The organism is Nitrosomonas aestuarii (genome assembly GCF_003046585.1).
GTDB classification, from domain to species: domain Bacteria; phylum Pseudomonadota; class Gammaproteobacteria; order Burkholderiales; family Nitrosomonadaceae; genus Nitrosomonas; species Nitrosomonas aestuarii.
The window spans coordinates 52,819-72,768 of the sequence record NZ_QAAE01000007.1 but is presented as its reverse complement, the minus strand read 5'-3'; the positions used below and the strand labels follow the sequence as shown (position 1 = coordinate 72,768).

At 45.5% G+C, this 19,950-nt stretch carries 20 protein-coding genes; 15 read left to right on the top strand and 5 right to left on the bottom strand.

From position 1 onward, the window contains the following. Positions 1–37: 37 nt before the first annotated feature. The gene (gene purT, locus C8R11_RS07860) at positions 38–1,264 is read right to left on the bottom strand and encodes a formate-dependent phosphoribosylglycinamide formyltransferase (RefSeq protein ID WP_107795303.1); all 1,227 of its coding nucleotides are present in this window, start codon (positions 1,262–1,264) and stop codon (positions 38–40) included. Positions 1,265–1,270: 6 nt separating this feature from the next. Continuing rightward, on the bottom strand, positions 1,271–2,374 hold the full coding sequence (gene queG, locus C8R11_RS07855) for a tRNA epoxyqueuosine(34) reductase QueG (protein WP_244907601.1): 1,104 nt from the start codon (positions 2,372–2,374) through the stop codon (positions 1,271–1,273). Between the two features lie 3 nt (positions 2,375–2,377). On the opposite strand from queG, the gene tsaE reads away from it, so the two are divergent. From tsaE to C8R11_RS07795, 12 genes are all read left to right on the top strand, one after another. After that, on the top strand, positions 2,378–2,896 hold the full coding sequence (gene tsaE / locus C8R11_RS07850; RefSeq protein ID WP_090700343.1) for a tRNA (adenosine(37)-N6)-threonylcarbamoyltransferase complex ATPase subunit type 1 TsaE: 519 nt from the start codon (positions 2,378–2,380) through the stop codon (positions 2,894–2,896). Then, positions 2,866–4,317, top strand: coding sequence for an N-acetylmuramoyl-L-alanine amidase (locus C8R11_RS07845; protein ID WP_244907600.1), 1,452 nt, complete (start codon positions 2,866–2,868; stop codon positions 4,315–4,317). Before tsaE ends, C8R11_RS07845 begins: the two co-directional genes overlap by 31 nt. A 139-nt stretch (positions 4,318–4,456) precedes the next feature. Next, entirely contained in the window at positions 4,457–5,593 is a 1,137-nt protein-coding gene (locus C8R11_RS07840; protein WP_107795225.1) for an ABC transporter permease, read from the top strand. Positions 5,594–5,601: 8 nt separating this feature from the next. Beyond that, the gene (locus C8R11_RS07835; RefSeq protein ID WP_107795224.1) at positions 5,602–6,408 is read left to right on the top strand and encodes an ABC transporter ATP-binding protein; all 807 of its coding nucleotides are present in this window, start codon (positions 5,602–5,604) and stop codon (positions 6,406–6,408) included. After that, entirely contained in the window at positions 6,381–7,292 is a 912-nt protein-coding gene (locus C8R11_RS07830; RefSeq protein WP_107795223.1) for an MlaD family protein, read from the top strand. Before C8R11_RS07835 ends, C8R11_RS07830 begins: the two co-directional genes overlap by 28 nt. Beyond that, positions 7,289–7,942 (top strand): ABC-type transport auxiliary lipoprotein family protein, encoded by a 654-nt coding sequence (locus C8R11_RS07825; RefSeq protein WP_107795222.1) that lies wholly within the window; start codon positions 7,289–7,291, stop codon positions 7,940–7,942. The genes C8R11_RS07830 and C8R11_RS07825 overlap by 4 nt, the downstream gene beginning before the upstream one ends. 78 nt (positions 7,943–8,020) lie before the next feature. Next, complete coding sequence (gene lptM / locus C8R11_RS07820; RefSeq protein WP_090700292.1) at positions 8,021–8,194, top strand: LPS translocon maturation chaperone LptM; 174 nt, start codon at positions 8,021–8,023, stop codon at positions 8,192–8,194. Then, on the top strand, positions 8,191–9,447 hold the full coding sequence (lysA, locus tag C8R11_RS07815) for a diaminopimelate decarboxylase (protein WP_107795221.1): 1,257 nt from the start codon (positions 8,191–8,193) through the stop codon (positions 9,445–9,447). The genes lptM and lysA overlap by 4 nt, the downstream gene beginning before the upstream one ends. Before the next feature lie 236 nt (positions 9,448–9,683). Next, positions 9,684–10,742, top strand: a complete 1,059-nt coding sequence (locus C8R11_RS07810; RefSeq protein ID WP_107795220.1) for a phytoene/squalene synthase family protein — start codon at positions 9,684–9,686, stop codon at positions 10,740–10,742. A gap of 64 nt (positions 10,743–10,806) precedes the next feature. Beyond that, positions 10,807–11,796, top strand: coding sequence for a hopanoid-associated sugar epimerase (gene hpnA / locus C8R11_RS07805; RefSeq protein WP_107795219.1), 990 nt, complete (start codon positions 10,807–10,809; stop codon positions 11,794–11,796). Between the two features lie 188 nt (positions 11,797–11,984). Continuing rightward, entirely contained in the window at positions 11,985–13,496 is a 1,512-nt protein-coding gene (locus C8R11_RS07800; protein ID WP_107795218.1) for a M48 family metalloprotease, read from the top strand. Positions 13,497–13,656: 160 nt separating this feature from the next. Next, positions 13,657–14,025 (top strand): Mth938-like domain-containing protein, encoded by a 369-nt coding sequence (locus C8R11_RS07795; protein WP_107795217.1) that lies wholly within the window; start codon positions 13,657–13,659, stop codon positions 14,023–14,025. A 153-nt stretch (positions 14,026–14,178) separates the two neighbouring features. On the opposite strand, the gene C8R11_RS07790 is transcribed toward C8R11_RS07795, so the two are convergent. From C8R11_RS07790 to metG, 3 genes are read right to left on the bottom strand one after another with little or no spacing between them, the layout of a single operon-like run. Continuing rightward, positions 14,179–14,943 carry a YggS family pyridoxal phosphate-dependent enzyme gene (locus C8R11_RS07790; protein ID WP_107795216.1) on the bottom strand — a complete coding sequence of 255 codons (765 nt, stop codon included), beginning with the start codon at positions 14,941–14,943 and terminating at the stop codon, positions 14,179–14,181. A 25-nt stretch (positions 14,944–14,968) separates the two neighbouring features. Further along, positions 14,969–15,346 carry a nuclear transport factor 2 family protein gene (locus C8R11_RS07785; RefSeq protein WP_090700308.1) on the bottom strand — a complete coding sequence of 126 codons (378 nt, stop codon included), beginning with the start codon at positions 15,344–15,346 and terminating at the stop codon, positions 14,969–14,971. Positions 15,347–15,380: 34 nt separating this feature from the next. Then, on the bottom strand, positions 15,381–17,468 hold the full coding sequence (gene metG / locus C8R11_RS07780; RefSeq protein WP_107795301.1) for a methionine--tRNA ligase: 2,088 nt from the start codon (positions 17,466–17,468) through the stop codon (positions 15,381–15,383). 154 nt (positions 17,469–17,622) lie between these two features. Between metG and apbC the strand changes: the two genes are divergently transcribed. From apbC to C8R11_RS07765, 3 genes are read left to right on the top strand one after another with little or no spacing between them, the layout of a single operon-like run. Further along, positions 17,623–18,711 carry an iron-sulfur cluster carrier protein ApbC gene (gene apbC / locus C8R11_RS07775; RefSeq protein ID WP_107795215.1) on the top strand — a complete coding sequence of 363 codons (1,089 nt, stop codon included), beginning with the start codon at positions 17,623–17,625 and terminating at the stop codon, positions 18,709–18,711. A gap of 34 nt (positions 18,712–18,745) precedes the next feature. Next, positions 18,746–19,312 (top strand): dCTP deaminase, encoded by a 567-nt coding sequence (gene dcd, locus C8R11_RS07770; protein WP_107795214.1) that lies wholly within the window; start codon positions 18,746–18,748, stop codon positions 19,310–19,312. A gap of 17 nt (positions 19,313–19,329) precedes the next feature. Beyond that, on the top strand, positions 19,330–19,917 hold the full coding sequence (locus tag C8R11_RS07765; RefSeq protein WP_107795213.1) for a hypothetical protein: 588 nt from the start codon (positions 19,330–19,332) through the stop codon (positions 19,915–19,917). Positions 19,918–19,950: the final 33 nt, after the last annotated feature.

Below are 19,950 nucleotides of genomic sequence, written 5' to 3'. Positions count from 1 at the left end.
TTTTACGCATCAATGCTTTTGACGAAAAGTACAGACGTTAAGCTTCATGATTCACTTTTTCTATCGGTATCACTTTGCTGGCGGCGAGCTTGGCGCGTACCCTGGCTTCATCAGCATTTGCACCGTTCGCTAATGCCACACCCATACGTCGTTGCTGAAATGCTTCGGGCTTTCCGAATAAACGGAGATCGCTTTGCGGCACATTGAGTGCATCCTGCACGCCGGAAAAAGCGATTCCTTTTGAATTGAGTCTGCCATAAATCACCGCACTTGCACCCGGTGCACGCATGGAGGTATCCACTGGCAAACCGAGGATGGCGCGCGCGTGCAGATCGAATTCATTCTGAATCTGACTGCAAAGCGTAACCATACCGGTATCATGCGGGCGCGGACTGACTTCGCTGAACCAGACATCATCGCCACGAATAAACAGTTCAACACCAAATACGCCCAGGCCACCGAGCTCATCGGTGATTCTTCTGGCATAATCACGCGCGCATTGCAAAGCGGTTGCTGACATCGCCTGCGGCTGCCAGCTCTCGACATAATCGCCGTGCACTTGTAAATGTCCAATCGGTTCGCAAAAATGTGTGGCGATATCGCCATCCGCATTTTTCGCGCGCACGGTCAATAGCGTGATTTCATAATCGAATTCAATTACACCCTCGACAATAACACGTCCCTGATCCACCCGGCCACCGCTTGCAGCATAGTCCCAGGCCGTTTTGACCTGGGAAGCATTGTCAACTTTGGACTGGCCTTTCCCAGAGGACGACATGACGGGTTTGATAATACAGGGATAACCGATTTTATTATCGATAGCTGCCTGCAGTTCATTAAGGGTATTTGCAAACACGTAAGGTGAAGTAGGCAATTGCAGTGTTTCAGCCGCCAGAAGACGGATGCCTTCCCGGTTCATGGTCAATTGTGCGGCGCGGGCAGTCGGAATAACGGTTGCCAGGCCTTCCTGTTCAATTTCCGCAAGCATATCGGTTGCAATGGCTTCGATTTCCGGCACAATGATATGCGGCTTTTCCTGTTCAATCAGCGCGCGTAATGCCCGGCCATCGGCCATATTGATCACATGCGCACGATGTGCAACCTGATGACCCGGCGCATCGGCGTAACGATCCACAGCGATGGTTTCAACACCCAGACGCTGCAGAGCAATAATCACTTCCTTACCCAGTTCACCGCTGCCGAGCAGCATGACTTTGGTTGCATTTGGGCTTAATGGCGTACCCAGTATTAATTGATCATTCATTGACATCTATTCGGTAGACTCCTTATTTTCTTTTTTGTATTGTTGTTCCAGTGCCCACTGCACATGTTCGCGCACCATTTCGGAATCGTCATCCAGCCGTGTCTGCAGCGCTTGTATTATCTCCGGTGAATAAGGTGCATTACCCAGCCCTACTGCAATATTACGCAGCCATTGTAGATAGCCAATGCGGCGAATCGGGCTGCCTGCCAGCCTGGATTCAAATTCTGCTTTATTCCAGCTGAATAATTCAAGCAGCGTAATATCATCCAGACCATGACGCACATGAAAATCTTCTTCATCCGTAAGATGAGAAAATTTATTCCAGGGACAGACCAGCTGACAATCGTCACAGCCATAAATACGGTTGCCGATAAGTGGTCGCAAAGATTCGGGTATACTTTCTTTCAGTTCAATGGTGAGATATGAAATACAGCGTCGGGCATCAACCTGATAAGGCGCGACAATAGCCTGGGTCGGACAGATGTCGATACATTTAGTACAACTGCCGCAAAAACTGCCTTTTGTGCCAACAGGTGCATCAACAGGCAATAACAAATCGGTATAAATCTCACCGAGAAAAAAAAATGAACCGGCCTGACGCGACAGCAACAGCGTATGTTTGCCGCGCCAGCCAAGGCCGGATTTTTGCGCCCATTCTACCTCCATCACCGGAGCACTGTCGGAAAAAACGCGATAATTGAATGATCCAATAGCGTGCTGGATTTTTTCAGCCAGTTTCTGCATGCGTGCGCGTAGAACCTTGTGATAATCACGGCCCAGCGCATAACGGGAAATAAACGCCTGATCACCGTTGTTGATCACCGTCCAGCTCTCTTTTGCTTTTGGCGGATAATAATTCATTCGTACGGAAATAACCCGCTTCGTGCCGGCAACCAGTTCATCGGGACGCGAACGTTTGGTGCCATGTTTTCCCATATAATCCATTGCACCGTGATATCCTTCATCAAGCCATTTGAACATCCCGGCTTCCGCTTCGGACATATCTGCATGCGCGTCGGCGATACGAATTTCCTGAAAACCCAGTTCCTTGCCCCAGGCTTTGATGTTTAGAGCCAGGCCGGCAACATCAAGTCCGGAATTGTCTGACATATTATGGGAGGTCTTTTCTTGCGCAGTATCCATGATCCAGATTCTAAATTAGGATTGTCATTTTATCTCGCCAACGAAGCAGATACGCTGACTTTAGGTAAAAAAATTTCCACTGTCTTAAAACCGAATCTGATTATTTTCCTCAATGGAAATCTAGGTGCCGGTAAAACAACACTGGTACGGGGTATTTTACATGGACTTGGCCATCAACACACCGTAAAAAGTCCGACCTATAATTTAGTTGAAATCTATAAAATTTCTAGGTTATACTTGTATCACTTTGATTTCTATCGATTCAGTGATCCTTATGAATGGGAAGAAGCAGGTTTCCGGGATTACTTTAATGCAAATTCAGTTTGCTTGATAGAGTGGCCGGAAAAAGCTGCCGGACTTTTGCCGGCAGCCGATTTACAGATCAATTTTCAAATACTTGAATCCGGCCGCAATATCTCGATTCACGCTGATACGGATGCAGGGGAGCAATGTTTACTATGTTTAAGGCATCGGCAAAACCCGGATTGACCATGACTGCAGCAACACCAACGTTTATGTCATTTACACGCTTACGTTGTGTATTGCTTGATATTTCTGTCCGCAGAGCATATTACTTGCTGTTCATACTGGCGCTGCTGACCTGCTTCATATCATTTCACAGCAAACCGGCGCTCGCAACCGATACCATCATTACCGCAGCGCGGGTGGGTCTGGCCGATCATCATACCCGCATCACACTGGAATCCGATCAACCCATCCAGTACGAGCTAAGCATGCTCAGCAACCCGGGACGCGTTGTTGTTGACCTGGTAAATGTAACACTTAACCGGACAATCAAGTCTTTACCTGCCAAGATAGACCCAACCGACCCCTTTATTGCGCAAATCCGCTACGGGCGTTTTAAACCGCATATCCTTCGTCTGGTCTTTGACCTGAAAGCCGATGTCGTGCCAAGGACATTTTTAATGGAACCCGCCGACGATCACGGATACCGGCTCGTACTGGACATCTTTCAGCCCGACAAAGCCGCTATTGCTGAGATGGACACAAATATAAAAGAAACCAGCACTAGAAAGAACGTGGACGGTGACGCACTCGGTGATTTGGTTGCATCTTTGCTCAAGAAGAAGCCTGAACGGCAGACATCTAGGCAAACATCCAAAGACACAAACAGATTTTCACCTAAAAGTTATCAGGTTGCTCAATACCACAAACCCACTCCGCCCCGAACCATCATTGTCGCGATTGATCCAGGACATGGCGGTAGAGACCCTGGCGCAGTTGGCGACAACGGCACAAGAGAAAAGGATATTACGCTGGCGATCTCCCGCAAGCTGAAGACTATTATTGACAAGGAACCCTTTATGCGCGCAATTTTAACGCGCGATGGTGATTTCGATCTTCCACTCAAGCGTCGACAGGAAATTGCACGGCAACAAAATGCTGACTTGTTCGTTTCCATTCATGCCGACGGCAGTCCCCGGCCGCATGCACATGGTTCATCCGTTTACACATTATCAGAGCATGGCGCAACGTCCACCACTGCAAGCTGGCTGGCACAAAAAGAAAACAATGCGGACAGCAATCTGATAGGTGGTGTTAATATAGCCACGAAATCAGGGGATATGCGCGAAATCATTCTGGATTTATCCATGAGTGCCACTATCAGTGACAGTGTCAAAGTGGCTGAGCTTGTTCTGAATGAACTCGGGCAGATTAACCGGCTACACAAAAAAACAGTTGAACAGGCCGGTTTTGTAGTACTCAAGTCCCCGGATATTCCTTCCATTCTGGTTGAAACCGCCTTTATCACCAACCCCAGTGAAGAAAGGAAATTAAAAAATCAGGATTATCAGAGAAAAATGGCAAAGGCGATTTTTGGCGGCATTAAAAATTACTTTGCTTCAAATCCTGCGCTGGCGCGAACTGAGGTAGCGCGCGCGCAATAGATACGAAACACCGCATTACTTTAAATAATTCTCCATAAATTTGAATGTTACTGACTAATTGATATACAGTAGACGATTCAATTTACAATTTTGTCCGCACTGCACCGCACCACCTCAAACGAACCTTGAAATTACTTTGATGCCGATGAGCACACAAAAATCCGGCAACGACTGGTATCAACTGATCGATGATGACCATTCGGGCCGCCTGCTGTTAACCGGGGATTTTACACTGGTTGCATTGGAAAACAGATACCGGCACATTGCAGCAGCGCTCGCCCGGCATGCAGAAAATCGTGACCTGTGCTGGGATTTGAGTGGCATCCGCCATCTGGATACTGCAGGCATCGTTTTACTATGGCAGGTTTGGAACGCTCAGCGTCCCGAGCATTTAATAGTACGGCCTGAACATGAAAAAATGCTGCGGCGCATCGAAAGCCTGCCGAATAAAAAATCACAAACAGAAAATAAAGATTTTTTCTGGCCGCTACGTGCTGTCGGCAAACTGGGATTGCTGCTGTGGGACAATTTGACCAGCATCATCATCATGATCGGTCAATTACTACTCGACTGCCTATATTTTTTACGTCACCCGGCATACATCCCCTGGCGCGAGATTTCAGCAAATCTCTATCGCACCGGTGCGCAAGCCCTGGGAATTACCGCACTGGTCGGGTTTTTAATTGGAATTGTACTCAGCTACCTGTCTTCTGAGCAATTGCAGATGTTTGGCGCTGATATCTTTATTGTCAATATTCTGGGAATCAGCATTATCCGGGAACTCGGGCCTCTGCTCGCCGCTATTCTCGTTGCTGGCCGGTCCGGCTCATCGATGACCGCACAACTGGGTGTCATGCGCGTAACTCAGGAACTGGACGCCTTAACTGTCATGGGGATTTCACATAGTCAGCGACTGATTTTTCCAAAAATTATCGGCCTGGGTCTTGCGATGCCGCTGCTCGTCCTCTGGACCAGTGCCATTGCTTTATTAGGCGGGATAATTGCGGCTGAAATCCAGCTGGGCCTCAGCTACTATTATTTTTATCATGCACTTCCGGATTCCGTACCCATTGCAAATTTATGGCTTGGGCTTGGCAAGGGCGCTGTAAGTGGCATGGTTATCGCATTGATCGCATGCCATTTTGGTCTCAGAATCAAACCGAATACTGAAAGCCTTGGAGAAGGTACAACAACGTCTGTTGTAACATCCATTACCGTGGTGATCATCATTGATGCAATTTTTGCAGTTGTATTTTCAGATGTAGGGATTATCTAGCCTGACTTATGGATCAAGCGCCTGACATCATTGAAATAGAAGGTCTTCACACTCAATTTGGACAGCATATCGTTCACCAGGATTTGAACTTAAACATTAAACAAGGCGAAGTACTTGCGATTGTCGGCGGTTCAGGCAGCGGCAAAACTGTGTTGTTGCGTCAAATACTGGGGCTTGAACAGCTAGTCAAAGGAAGTGTCAAAATTTTCGGCTGCTCACGTTATAATTGTGACTTTGCTTTGCACAAAAGTATTCGAAATCGCACAGGTGTATTATTTCAACAAGGCGCGCTGTTCAGTGCTTTGACAGTATATGACAATATTGCACTACCATTGCGCGAATTACGAACACTTGATGAACGAACGATTCATGATCTCGTAATGATCAAGTTGAATATGGTCGCGATTGAACCTGAACATGCTCATAAAATGCCAGCGAATCTATCCGGTGGCATGATTAAACGTGTTTCTCTGGCGCGTGCACTGGCACTCGATCCTGAACTATTGTTTCTGGACGAACCAACCGCAGGCCTGGACCCCGAATTAAGCGCAAGTTTTGTACGATTAATTCAGGATATGCGCAGCGAGCTGGATTTAACAATCGTGATGGTCACGCATGATATCGATACCTTAATTGCCTTATCCGACCGCATTGCTGTTTTAGCAGACAAACAGGTTGTCACCGTTGGCTCATTGCAGCAAATACGTCACCACTCACATCCATTTATAGAAAGCTTTTTCAAGAGTGAACGTGAAAAATTTCAACGTACCGATAACAGGGAACAATCATGGAAAACCGGGCACATGCCCTCATAGCAGGTCTTTTTGTCATTTGCTTTGGTGCTGCCGCACTCATTGTGGCGCACTGGTTCAAAGGTGATTCTATCGAGCATGATCATTATCAGGTGGTTTCGCGGGAATCGGTAACCGGACTTGGGGTACAGGCATCGGTATATTACCGGGGCGTTAATATCGGCAAGGTGAATCGAATTTATTTTGACCCTGATAACATGAACCAGATTCTGATCGATATTGCAATTGACGGCAGTATCCATTTGCCAAGTAATATTTATGCTCAATTGGGCTATCAGGGTATCACCGGACTGGCCTACCTGCAGCTCAGAAATGATACTGAACATACTAAAATTCCACCCGAGATACTCCCTGAGGACGCACGCATTCCGATGCGTCCTTCACTGCTGGATGAAGTCACCGGTTATGGTCAGAATATTCTCAATAATGTCAATGAACTGGTCATTAAGTTGCATCAGTTGCTAAACGACGAGAATCAAGAACAGATTGCCAACATCCTGCAGAATATTGGCAAAGTAACACGGGGATTTGACGACATTGCAAACAATTTACAACCGGGACTCGAGTCATTTACCAGGTTAACAACTGAATCTACTATCCTGGTCAGCCATCTGGATGACTTACTCAACGAAATCAATGAATCCATGAAAAAAGTTAATCAACAGGACGGAATTATAGACAGTCTGACGAACAGCACACAGGAAATCGCAACCACCATTCCTCAATTACGCAAAGCCAGTACCAGTTTAATGCGAAATTCTCAAAGTCTGAACCGCGTATTGCACCAACTGGAAGAAAACCCCCAAATGCTGTTATTCGGACACACAGAATCGCTGCCGGGGCCAGGCGAAGCAGGTTTTATAGCGCCTTCAGGAAATATGCAATGAATAAAAGTGTCGCAATCATACTTGGAATCCTGCTGTTGTCAGGATGTACGCTATTTCCAAAACCGGGCAAGGGCCCTGCGTTATACAATTTTGTAGATATTGTTGGCAGCCATATCCCTGAACAAGCACAGCAATCAGGGTTGGAAACCCGTAAAAATGGCAAGAAAATTCTAGTTGCACAGGTCATTGCGCCTTTATGGCTGGATACCCAGGCAATACATTACCGTCTTGCTTACCATAATGCTTCTCAAGCATACACTTATGCAGACAGCCGCTGGACTGCACCACCCGCCTTTCTATTGACGCAACAAATAAAACAAAAAATTGCAGCTGATACGGCTCATCTCGTTATTCAGGACAGCAATGTGGCTAAGGCAGAATTTGAATTACACATTGAATTGGAGGATTTTTTTCAAAATTTCGAAACATTGACAGATAGCCATGTATGGGTACGTTTTCGCGCAAGTCTGATCAATAACAAACATAGACTGATCGCCCAGAAAAGTTTTAACGCCAGCCAGTCATCGCCGACAGCAAATGCCGCAGGTGCTGTCAAAGCTTTTTCGATTACCAGCGATCAATTAACCGATGATTTGGTTCGCTGGTTGAATGACGAACTGGAAAATATCCAGCGCACCATAGTTTTATAATTTTTAACAAAAAGTTAAACAAATCTTACGATTTCTTATGATAGTATCCCAAGCCTGTTAGTGTGAAGGAGATTATTTGTGCATTTATTGATACGATTATTTTACATAACTTTTTTTTTGGTACTGACACTGAATTTATTGGTTGCTTGTGGCAACAAAGGGCCACTTTATCTACCTGAAGGCGAGGCACCCACTATATCTATGGAGCCGACCACGCCACCGGCAGCCGTTACCACGGGAACTGAAGAATGAGTGATTTTCCTCACTTTGAATATCAACAGAATGCGTTGTATGTCGAATCCGTTCCACTTGAAACAATTGCCAGCAAATTTGGCACACCTTGCTATGTATATTCACGTGCGGCATTAATCACAACTTATCAAGCATTTGAGCAAGCATTTGCGGACGATGATTTTTTGATCTGCTACGCTGTAAAAGCCAACTCCAATCTTGCTATTTTGAATCTGCTTGTTCGGCTGGGCAGTGGGTTTGATATTGTCTCGGGCGGAGAATTGCAAAGAGTAATCAAAGCGGGCGGTGACCCGCAAAAAATCGTTTTTTCGGGTGTGGGTAAACAGGCTGATGAAATGCGCATGGCCCTGGCTACAGATATTCTCTGCTTTAATGTTGAGTCCGCCGCAGAACTGCAACTACTCAACCAGATTGCAGCAGCCATGAACAAAGTTGCGCCCGTCAGTCTGCGCGTCAATCCAGATGTGGACGCCAAAACACATCCGTATATTTCAACCGGCCTGAAAGAGAATAAATTTGGCATACCGCTAGAAGAAGCCGAGCAGATTTATTTTTCAGCCGATCAATTTCCGCATATCCGATTTACTGGTCTGGATTGCCATATCGGTTCACAATTGACAGAACTGGCCCCTTTTACACAGGCTGGAGAAAAATTAGTCAACCTTTTGCAACGCCTGAAATCCGGGAACCAACAGATAACGCACCTGGATCTCGGCGGGGGATTGGGGATACGCTATTCGACCGAAACACCCCCTTCCATTCAGACCTATGTCAATGCACTGCGCAAAACATTGGGAACGAACAAAGTACGTCTGCTAATTGAACCAGGCCGTTCGCTGGTAGGAAATGCAGGGCTGCTGCTTACCCGGACGATCTATCTCAAACATACTCCGGATCGTCATTTTGCAATTGTCGATGCTGCCATGAACGACTTGATGCGCCCTTCCCTGTACAATGCTTATCATGAAATTTTACCTGTCTTAAAAAGAAACGGCGACTTATGCAATTATCAGGTTGTCGGCCCGGTCTGTGAAACAGGCGATTTTCTCGGACATGACCGTAAATTCAGTCTGGAAGCAGCCGACCTGCTCGCAGTCATGTCCGCAGGCGCTTATGGAACAAGTATGAGTTCAAACTACAATACGCGACCGCGTGCAGCCGAAGTCATGGTTGACGGCGACATGGTTCACTTGATCAGGGCGCGTGAAACGATTGATCAACTGACTGCATCAGAGACGATCCTGCCCGCGTAAATGTTTTGCTACATTTGGCTGCTTCTTGATAAATTGTCCACATTCGCGATGAACACGGCAAATTCCCGGAAAAAACATGCAACAAGACGGCATTTATACCTGATAAATAATCATTTTCAGCCAGCTTCTAACATCAAAATCATAACTGTAACAACATTTCAAAAACCGCATAATCTGTCTCGATGTACAGGCTTGTGTTGTAGTAATATATTCGCTTCCTGCTCAACAAATTTACCATGATCAGTCAATCGCAAAATTTTGATGAAGCCCGGTATCAGAATGATATTTTAAAAGACGTATCACGCACATTTGCGCTGACAATTCCTCAACTGCCCGAAGCACTTCGACAGGTTATTGGTAATGCGTATTTATTATGCCGGATTACCGACACCATTGAAGATGATAATGCGCTTTCTTCAGCGCAAACACGCCAGTTATCCGATATGTTTTCCGAAGTTGTATGCGGCCGTATCGCGGCAGAAAAATTTGTTGATGAGCTCTATCCGCTGCTTTCAGATCATACCATCCCGGCAGAACATGATTTAATCAAAAACACACCCGCCGTTATTCGCGTGACACATAGCTTTAACTCAGCCCAACGTAACGCATTGGAGCGTTGTGTGCGGATAATGAGCCGCGGTATGGCCGATTATCAGGACACTGAAACGCTCGATGGCTTGAAAGACCTGCCCGCGATGAATTTATATTGCTACTATGTTGCAGGTGTTGTCGGTGAAATGCTGACAGAACTTTTTTGTGATTATTCATCCGAGATCAATCGCCATAAATCCGAATTGATGAAACTGTCTGTCTCATTTGGCCAGGGTTTACAAATGACTAATATTCTCAAGGATATCTGGGATGATCGCAGGCGAGGCGCCTGCTGGCTGCCACAGGATATTTTTCTTGAAAAAGGATTCATTCTGAGAGACCTGCATCCTGATCATTCCGATATCCGCTTCCAGGATGGCCTGTCAGATCTGATCGGCGTAGCCAGGAAACATTTGCATAACGCATTAACGTATACCTGCATGATTCCACCCCATGAAAAAGGCATCCGCAAATTTTGTCTGTGGGCGCTGGGTATGGCCATTTTAACTTTGAACAAAATAAACCATCACCGCGACTTTAATGACGGAAAACAGGTTAAGATCACACGACGCACCGTTAAAGCAACAATCTTGACAACCAGTATTTTCGCCACCAGCAATTGGGCATTGACGCAACTTTTCAAAATGACTTCGCGAAATCTTCCAGAAACTGAAATATCGGATGAATTATTATTAAAAAAATGAATTCGGGAAAAATATAATTTTTTACATGTTTATTAATGTACAAAACAAATAGAGCGATCCTTATATGAAATCACTAGTTACTGGTGCGACGGGTTTTCTCGGTTCGGCGGTTATGCACTGTTTACTCAACGCAGGACACGATGTGCGGCTATTAGTCAGAGCAAATAGCGACCGCCGCAATATTGAAAATCTTCCGGTTGATGTTGTAATAGGTGACTTGCTTGATCATCAGTCGCTTGAAAATGCAGTCAATGGTTGTGACTATCTCTTCCACGTTGCAGCGGATTATCGTTTATGGATACCCGATCCGCAAACCATGTACGACATTAATGTGCACGGTACGAAAGCCTTGATAATCGCAGCTGCCAATGCAGGATTAAAACGAATTATCTATACCAGCAGTGTCGCAACCCTGGGCCTGATTCCAGATGGAACACCCGCCAACGAAGAAACGCCTTCCAGTCTGCAAAGCATTCATGGCCATTACAAGCGGTCAAAGTATATTGCAGAACAAACTGTCATGGATCTGATGAATCAACACCAATTGCCGCTGGTAGTCGTTAACCCATCAGCCCCGATCGGACCCCGCGACATCAGGCCCACGCCAACTGGTCGTATCGTGCTGGACACCCTGAGTAACAAGATGCCGGCTTATGTCAATACCGGCTTGAATGTGGCACATGTAGATGATATTGCCTATGGTCACTGGCTGGCCTGTCAACATGGAAAGATCGGTGAACGCTATATTCTTGGTGGCGACAATATGACGCTTCTGGAGATACTGGACACTCTCGATGATATTACTGGTCAGCGAAAAAAACGCATCAACCTGCCCATTAATCTAATGCTGCCAATTGCATGGACAATGGAAAAAATCGCTACTGTAACGCACAAAGAACCACGTGCAACACTGGACAGCATTCGCATGGCGCAAAAACTCATGTACTTTACCAGCGACAAGGCCATACGCGAACTGGGTTATCAATATCGCCCTGCCAGACAAGCCCTCGAAGATGCGGTTAAGTGGTATCAGGACAACGGTTACTGCCACTGAAATGTGTGTCAAATACAGACTCGGAAAATAATATCCAGAACTGACGATACCGTTTCTTAAATCCACACGGACTATTTATCAAGTCAACCATTTTTATCGGGGAATATGCGACCGTTATCCCCACAAAATATGGACCTGACAAACCATCTTGAAATGGAACTTGGATCAGAAACAGTTATCATATCGACATGAGATTTATCTTTTTTATTATCACGTTGTCGCTACTGTTTCCTGCCAATATGCTTGCGCATGAACTGCCGGATCTTGGGGATGTTTCTCAAGCAACTATTACACCGCGTGAAGAACGACAGATCGGATTACAGATCATGCGTCAGATTCGTGCTGACCCGAGTTATCTGGATGATCCTGAAATTAACAGTTATCTCAATAGCCTGGGACATAAACTGATATCCAGCTCCAGCGAGGCTCGTCCGGGACAGTCATTCGAGTTTTTTGCACTGCAGGATTCCAGCATCAACGCATTCGCACTACCGGGTGGTTTCATGGGGTTTAACAGCGGTTTGATCATTGCCGCCCAGAGTGAATCCGAGCTTGCCGGTGTCATGGCGCATGAAATCGCGCATGTTACGCAAAAACACCTTGCACGCATGATCTCTGGACAAAAATACAGCATGATTACCTCATTGGCAGCCCTGGCCGTGGCCATTCTTGCTTCCCGTTCAAATCCGCAGGTTGGTCAAGCTGTAATTACTGCCACTCAGGCCAGCGCAATTCAATCACAACTGAATTTTACCCGCAAACATGAGAAGGAAGCAGACCGTGTCGGCCTGAATATTCTAGTAGATGCCGGCTTTGATCCGCAAGGTATGTCAGCATTTTTTGAACGCCTGCAAAAAGCCAGCCGTTTTTATGAAAATGGCGCACCCTCATATCTACGCACCCATCCCCTCACTTTTGAACGGATTGCAGACATTCAGAACCGCACGCATGAAATGGCTTACCGGCAAGTACCTGACAGTACCGATTTTTTGCTGGTGCGCGCAAAACTGCGTGCATTACAAGGCAAATCCAGTGACGCCGTCAGTCAATTCAAAGCACGTCTGGAAGACAAACGTTATACCAATGAAGCTATCGAACGTTATGGTTACATACATGCTCTGTTGCGTGACAAGAGAAACAGACTGGCAAATGACGAACTGGCACGTTTGTACACCCTGATTCAGAATGATGGCAAATCAGGTTTGATTCTTAAAGACCACCAGCTTGGCAAAACAATCCAAGTCGAGCAAAAAAGCCTGCAGGCAGGCGCCATGGTCGAAACACTTGCAGCCGCAGTCAAACTCGCCAATGGAGAAACCGCCGATGCGCTCAACATCTACCGTACGGCACTCAGAATCTACCCGCAACACAAAGCGCTCATCCATGGTTATGCCAATGCCCTGCTGCAAAATAACCAGATTGAGACGGCTCTGGAACTTATCAACCGGGAATTACGGATTCACTCAAACGATATCCAGTTATATCAGTTACAGGCCCGTACCTATAGTCTTCAGGACAAGTTGATGCTAAAACACCGTGCTCAGGCTGAAGTATACATTCTGCAGGGTTATTATGATGCCGCCATTGAGCAGTTGCTGATTGCGCTCAAGCATGACAACGGAGATTTCTACCAGTTATCAACCGTTGAAGCGCGTCTGCATCAATTGCAGAAATTTATGGAAGAAGAAAAAGAAGAATAGCGTTCGACGATTCTTAACTGTGAAAAACAACAGCCTGTTAAAGCTTCATCAAAAAATTGAGCTGTTTTTCTTGTTATACTGGGCAATAATAATCAAGCTTATCAAGAAATAATTTATCTTTGCAGACGAACAATCATTCATCAGACAACAGGAGCATTCTTTGAAATTACATCTCGCAAACTTCGGTCAACAGAATATTTTCTCGGGCTATGGTGACGGTTATGTCATGATTAACAAAGTACGCCATGAAAACAATCTGATTGTGTTACCTGATCAGATCATGGATGAATGGCCAGTTGAGTCGGTTGCACAATTAAGCGTCGAGCATTTCGATTGCATTTTGCCGCACAAGCCTGAAATCATTCTGCTGGGAACCGGTGAGCAAATCAATTTTCCCGATTATGGCCTGATGGCTAAAATCATACAATCTGGCATCGGCTTTGAAGTCATGGATACACAGGCGGCCTGCCGCACCTATAATATTCTGGTTGAAGAAGACCGCCAGGTCGCTGCAGCGATTATTTTGTAACGTTTATTTAGTCGTATATCATTTTCAGGACATAAATTTCGTCATGAGCGCAACATGTTCAAGGCAAGAACTGGTTTAAACGCGGCGTTTACACATCGCGGATGAGTATTTAAAATCAGTTTTTAACGCCGAAATTGCAAGCGCTATATAAATTTATCCGAAACCGGGCCAATAATGACTATCAGGCAATGGTCTTTTGCCAAAAATAGCCTGACCGACACGGACAACAGTAGCACCCTCTTCGATCGCCAGTTCGTAGTCTCCAGACATACCCATGGACAACTCTTCAAAAGACAAACCTGCAGGCGCATTCTGGCGCAGCCGGTCTCTTAGATCACGCATTCTGACAAAACATGCACGTACGCGATCCAGGTCGGTTGAGAAAATAGCCAATGTCATAAGTCCTTTGACTTGCAATGACGAGTAGTTCGGTAATTGTTTGACAAAATCTTCAACTGCTTCCGGCGGCAACCCGAATTTGCTGGCTTCTCCCGAACTGTTAACCTGTACATACACATCCATGCCGCGCCCTGCCGCCTGCAGACGTTTATCCAGCTCGGCTGCAACTTTAAGGCTGTCGAGTGCCTGAAACTCATGCGCAAAACGGGTTATATACTTGACTTTGTTGGTCTGCAAATGGCCAATAATTGACCATTGAATATTGAGATCACCAAGCACTTCCGATTTTTCGCGTGCTTCCTGCACCTTGTTTTCGCCCATCTCATGACAGCCTGCGGTGTATGCAATGCGCAATCTTTCCGCAGAAACAGTCTTAGTTACTGGAAGCAGACGCACACTTGACGGTTCGCGTCCGACCTTGATACAGGCATCGACGATACGCTGCTGAACAGTTGCCAGATTATTTTTGATTTCGTTCAGTTGTTCTTCTACTGTTGCTGCTTCCAATATTTTCTCCAAAAATTTTCTCTAATTTTATGCTTTCTTATTGCTGTTTGGTTGCTTGATGAAAGACCATTTTCCAGCTATCGCCATGGCGTTGCCAGATCGAACTTCTCAACGACCCTTTGTTGGTTTTTGAGTTTATTTCCGGTGATAAATTTATTTTCTCCGCACGATAAACCGCAAGAATTACATCATTTGACAACATTTTGACCCTAAAGTCCTCCAGCGACCATTTTTGCTGTACGTCTTTATGCAGCAACCATTCAATTACCGCCTGTCTCGAGTGCACCCGGCCGTCATTTCCAATTTCCTCAAATCTTTCTGAGAGCAGTGCATCTGCCACAGACGGGTTAACGCACATATCAGTATGCAGCAGTCTCAATTCCAGTTGCTTGATCAACGCGGCAAGCTGTTCCATGACTAAGGTATCTTCGGTGACTCGAACAAGAATTCTATTTCACTTTCATACCGGGCTTTGCACCGCTATCGGGGTTAAGAATAAATAATTCTTTCCCGCCACTACCAGCCGCGAGCACCATGCCCTCCGACAAGCCAAATTTCATTTTTCGCGGTGCCAGATTGGCCACCATAACTGTCAAACGCCCTATTAACTGTTCCGGGTTATAAGCCGATTTAATCCCGGCAAAAACGATGCGTTGTTCACTGCCAATATCCAGAGTCAGTTTCAATAATTTTTCCGCGCCTGCAACATGTTCAGCCTGAATAATTTTTGCCACACGCAAATCGATTTTACTGAAATCGTCTATCGTAATGGTTTCAGCAATTGGTGCAACAGTCGCTTGTTGTTGGGTCGCTCCAGCCTGTTCCGGTGAGAGGCTTTGCTTATTTGCGGCTATTAATGCCTCAATTTGCCGACTATCAATACGTGTCAATAAATGCTGATACGCATTGATAGCATGTCCAGCCGGCAGCAGCAACTGTGATACCGGTGCACCGGCTGCAAGCTGTGGCCATGTCAACACATCACAATTTAAAAATTTTTCTACCTGGTAGATGGTATCCGGAAGAATCGGTTTCAAATAACGCGCAAGCAAATAAAAAAGTTGTATGCCCAGACTGGAAATACCCTGTAATTCCTTATTTCTATTGGCGTCCCTGGCAATTTCCCATGGCGCCATTTCATGAATCATTTCATTTGCTTCATCTGCAAATTTCATAATCTGGCGCACAGCCAGTGAAAAATCCCGTTCTTCAAACGCTTTTTCGATCGCATCCGGCCGCCAGTTTGCAAACCGCTCATCAACTATCCCTCGCAGGACCTGATAATCATCGCCATCAACCAGTTTTCCGTCAAAACGCTTGGTGATAAATCCAGCGCACCGGCTGGCGATATTGACAAACTTACCTACCAGATCGGAATTCACTCTTGCAACAAAATCATCCAGATTCAAATCGATATCTTCCATGGTTCCGTTGAGTTTCGCTGCGTAATAATAACGCAGCCACTCCGGATTGAGTCCTTTTTTTAAATAGCTCTCAGCCGTAATAAAGGTTCCGCGGGACTTACTCATTTTCTCACCGTTAACGGTCAGAAATCCATGCGCAAAAATTTGAGTGGGCGTACGGTAGCCAGCATTCTCTAGCATTGCGGGCCAGAACAACGCATGAAAATACAAAATGTCCTTACCGATAAAATGATAGAGCTCGGTTTCGGTATTTTTATGCCAGTATGCATCAAAATCAATATCTTCACGTGTGCAAAGGTGTTTGAAACTACCCATATAGCCAATCGGCGCATCCAGCCAGACATAGAAATATTTGCCAGGCGCATCCGGTATTTCAAAACCAAAATAAGGCGCATCACGTGAAATATCCCAGTCTGACAACTTGTTTTCACCCGTTTCTCCAAGCCATTCGTGCATTTTATTCGCGGCTTCCGGCTGCAGGTGACTGGCTTCGCGCGTCCAGCGCCGCAGAAAATCAACACAACGATAATCTGAGAGATTAAAAAAGTAATGCTCGGAAGATTTTTTGACTGGGACTGCACCCGACACCGATGAATACGGATTCTTCAAATCAGTCGGTGCATAGGCTGCACCACATACTTCACAAGCATCGCCATACTGATCCTTTGCAGCACATTTAGGGCATTCGCCTTTAACATACCGATCCGGCAGGAACATCTTCTTTTCGGGATCATAAAGCTGTTCTATGGCGCGCACTTTGATCAGTCCAGCCGTCTTTAACTTACGGTAAATATCTTCAGAATAATGCCGGGTCTCGTCCGAATGTGTGCTGTAATAATTGTCAAAATGAATATGAAAACCAGAAAAATCATTGTAGTGTTCGTCATGCACTCTGGCGATCAATGCTTCTGGCGTAATACCCTCTTTCTCGGCGCGCAGCATGATTGGTGTACCATGCGTATCATCCGCACATACATAATAAATGTTATGGCCGCGCATTTTCTGGAAACGCACCCAGATGTCCGTTTGGATATACTCCACAAGATGACCCAAATGTATACTGCCATTCGCGTAGGGTAGTGCTGAAGTCACCAGAATTTTTCGATTGCTCATGCGTTCTTGTTTCATCAATTATGAATAAACGCCTATTCTAACAAATTGTGTGCAGCACCTGATATTTGTTACCATGCCAATTTAATCCGATTTACTTTACGTGCCGCAGTAATTTGCAGGGCACCCAGCACTCAGCGTACCAAGGAGTTTCATAGTGACCATTTCTGAACAACAAATTCAATCTACTTTGCAGCATGTGATTGATCCTACAACCGGCAAAGACTATCTTTCAACCGGATCAGCACATAATATTCAAATCAAAGGTAACCATGTTTCGCTTGAAATCGAAGTGGGTTATCCGGCAAACAGCGTCAAGCATGACATTCAACAAAGAATTGTTACTGCACTGCAGGCTATACCCGGCATCGGCCAGATTAACGTCACTGTATCCAGTAAAATCGTGCCACATGGCGTACAGAGCGGCGTCAAACTGATTTCCGGCATTAAGAATATTATTGCAGTCGCATCCGGTAAAGGCGGTGTCGGCAAGTCAGCGACCGCCGTCAATCTGGCGCTGGCATTGTCGGCTGAAGGCGCAAGCGTCGGTATACTCGATGCCGATATTTATGGTCCCTCTCAGCCGCAGATGCTGGGTATCACAAAGCAGCCGGAATCACTCGATGGCAAATCAATGGAACCCGTCATCGCGCACGGTATCCAGGCAATGTCTATTGGCCTGCTCATAGATGTGGAAACACCCATGGTCTGGCGCGGACCGATGGTTACGCAGGCATTGCAGCAATTATTGCGGGATACGCATTGGAAAGATGTTGATTATCTGGTTGTAGACCTGCCACCCGGCACTGGAGACATTCAATTAACGTTAGCACAAAAAATACCCGTCACCGGCGCAATCATTGTCACCACACCTCAGGATATCGCCTTACTGGACGCACGTAAGGGACTCAAGATGTTTGAAAAAGTCGGCATTCCTATTCTTGGGATCATTGAAAATATGAGTACACATACCTGTTCTAATTGCGGGCATACTGAACATATTTTTGGCACCGGTGGCGGTGAAAAAATGTGTAAAGACTATGAAATTGATTTTCTTGGCGCATTACCGCTGGATATCAAAATTCGTGAACAAACGGATATCGGCGTACCGAGTGTCGTCGCCGATCCTGAAGGTGAAATTGCAGCAACCTATCGTATGATAGCGCGAAAAGTTGCCGTTAAAGTTGCGGAATCTGTTGAGGATCATTCAGAATTATTTGCCAAAATAGTCATGGAAGATGATTAATTCCATAGCAACCAAAATTTACTTTTAAAACACTATGACCATTAAATCAGACAAATGGATTCGGCGTATGGCGCTTGAACATGGCATGATATCGCCTTTTGAACCCGACCAGATCAGGCAAAAAAACAACCATCGAATCGTCTCATATGGTACGTCCAGTTACGGATACGATATTCGATGTTCAGATGAATTCAAACTGTTCACCAATATCAACACCACCATCGTTGATCCCAAAAATTTCGACTCCAATTCATTTGTCGATGTAAAAAACGACATCTGTATTATCCCTCCTAATTCATTCGCGCTGGCGCGCACTGTTGAATATTTTCGCATACCGCGTAATGTTCTTACGATTTGTCTTGGGAAATCAACCTATGCACGTTGTGGCATTATCGTCAATGTCACGCCATTTGAACCTGAATGGGAAGGTTATGTTACACTGGAGTTCTCAAATACCACACCGCTTCCCGCAAAAATTTACGCAAATGAGGGTGTCGCACAGGTTATTTTTTTTGAATCGGACGAAGCGTGTGAGACTTCTTACAAAGACCGGGGTGGCAAATATCAGGGCCAAAATGGCGTCACACTGCCTAAAATCTAATTGACCAAGGTACTTCAATGAAAAATTTACAAAATAATTTCCTCGAAGCCAGATATTTTTTTTCGCAGCTGGCAATGCTACTGTTATTCATACCCGCAGCAACTGTTGCATCAGATAAAGATTCCGCAAACAACGACAATCAGCCGCTCAAACATATCGAAATTTCAGGTATATCCATCGCGACACCTGCCGGCAAAATTGCCGACATACTCATCGCACAAGGTTATGCTCAGGTCAATAACACTCTATTTACAAAACAGGAACAACTCCAGAATAATCGGAAAACCATTTTTAGAGTGGAAATTGAAGACACCGCTGCTTTCCGCCAGATCTCTTATCATCGCAGCTTAAGTGGCGGACGTGTCAAAACAGCCGGAGACAAACAACCCATCCCAGCTTTCGAAAACGATACAGCTCAACAGCTATATCAACTCATCTGCGAAAATATTTCTGAAGAAACTAAAAAGACAAGGGCTTGTGAGCCTGTGACAACTTCCAGCATCAATGCGGGTCATGGTCAGTTTATCGAGCTTGATAATCATTTTTCCGCCCAACTCAGTGCAACTGCAGCTAACACGGCAATGGGAATAAAATATACCTATTAATAGATGATTTATCAATCATCCATCCAAAAAGCA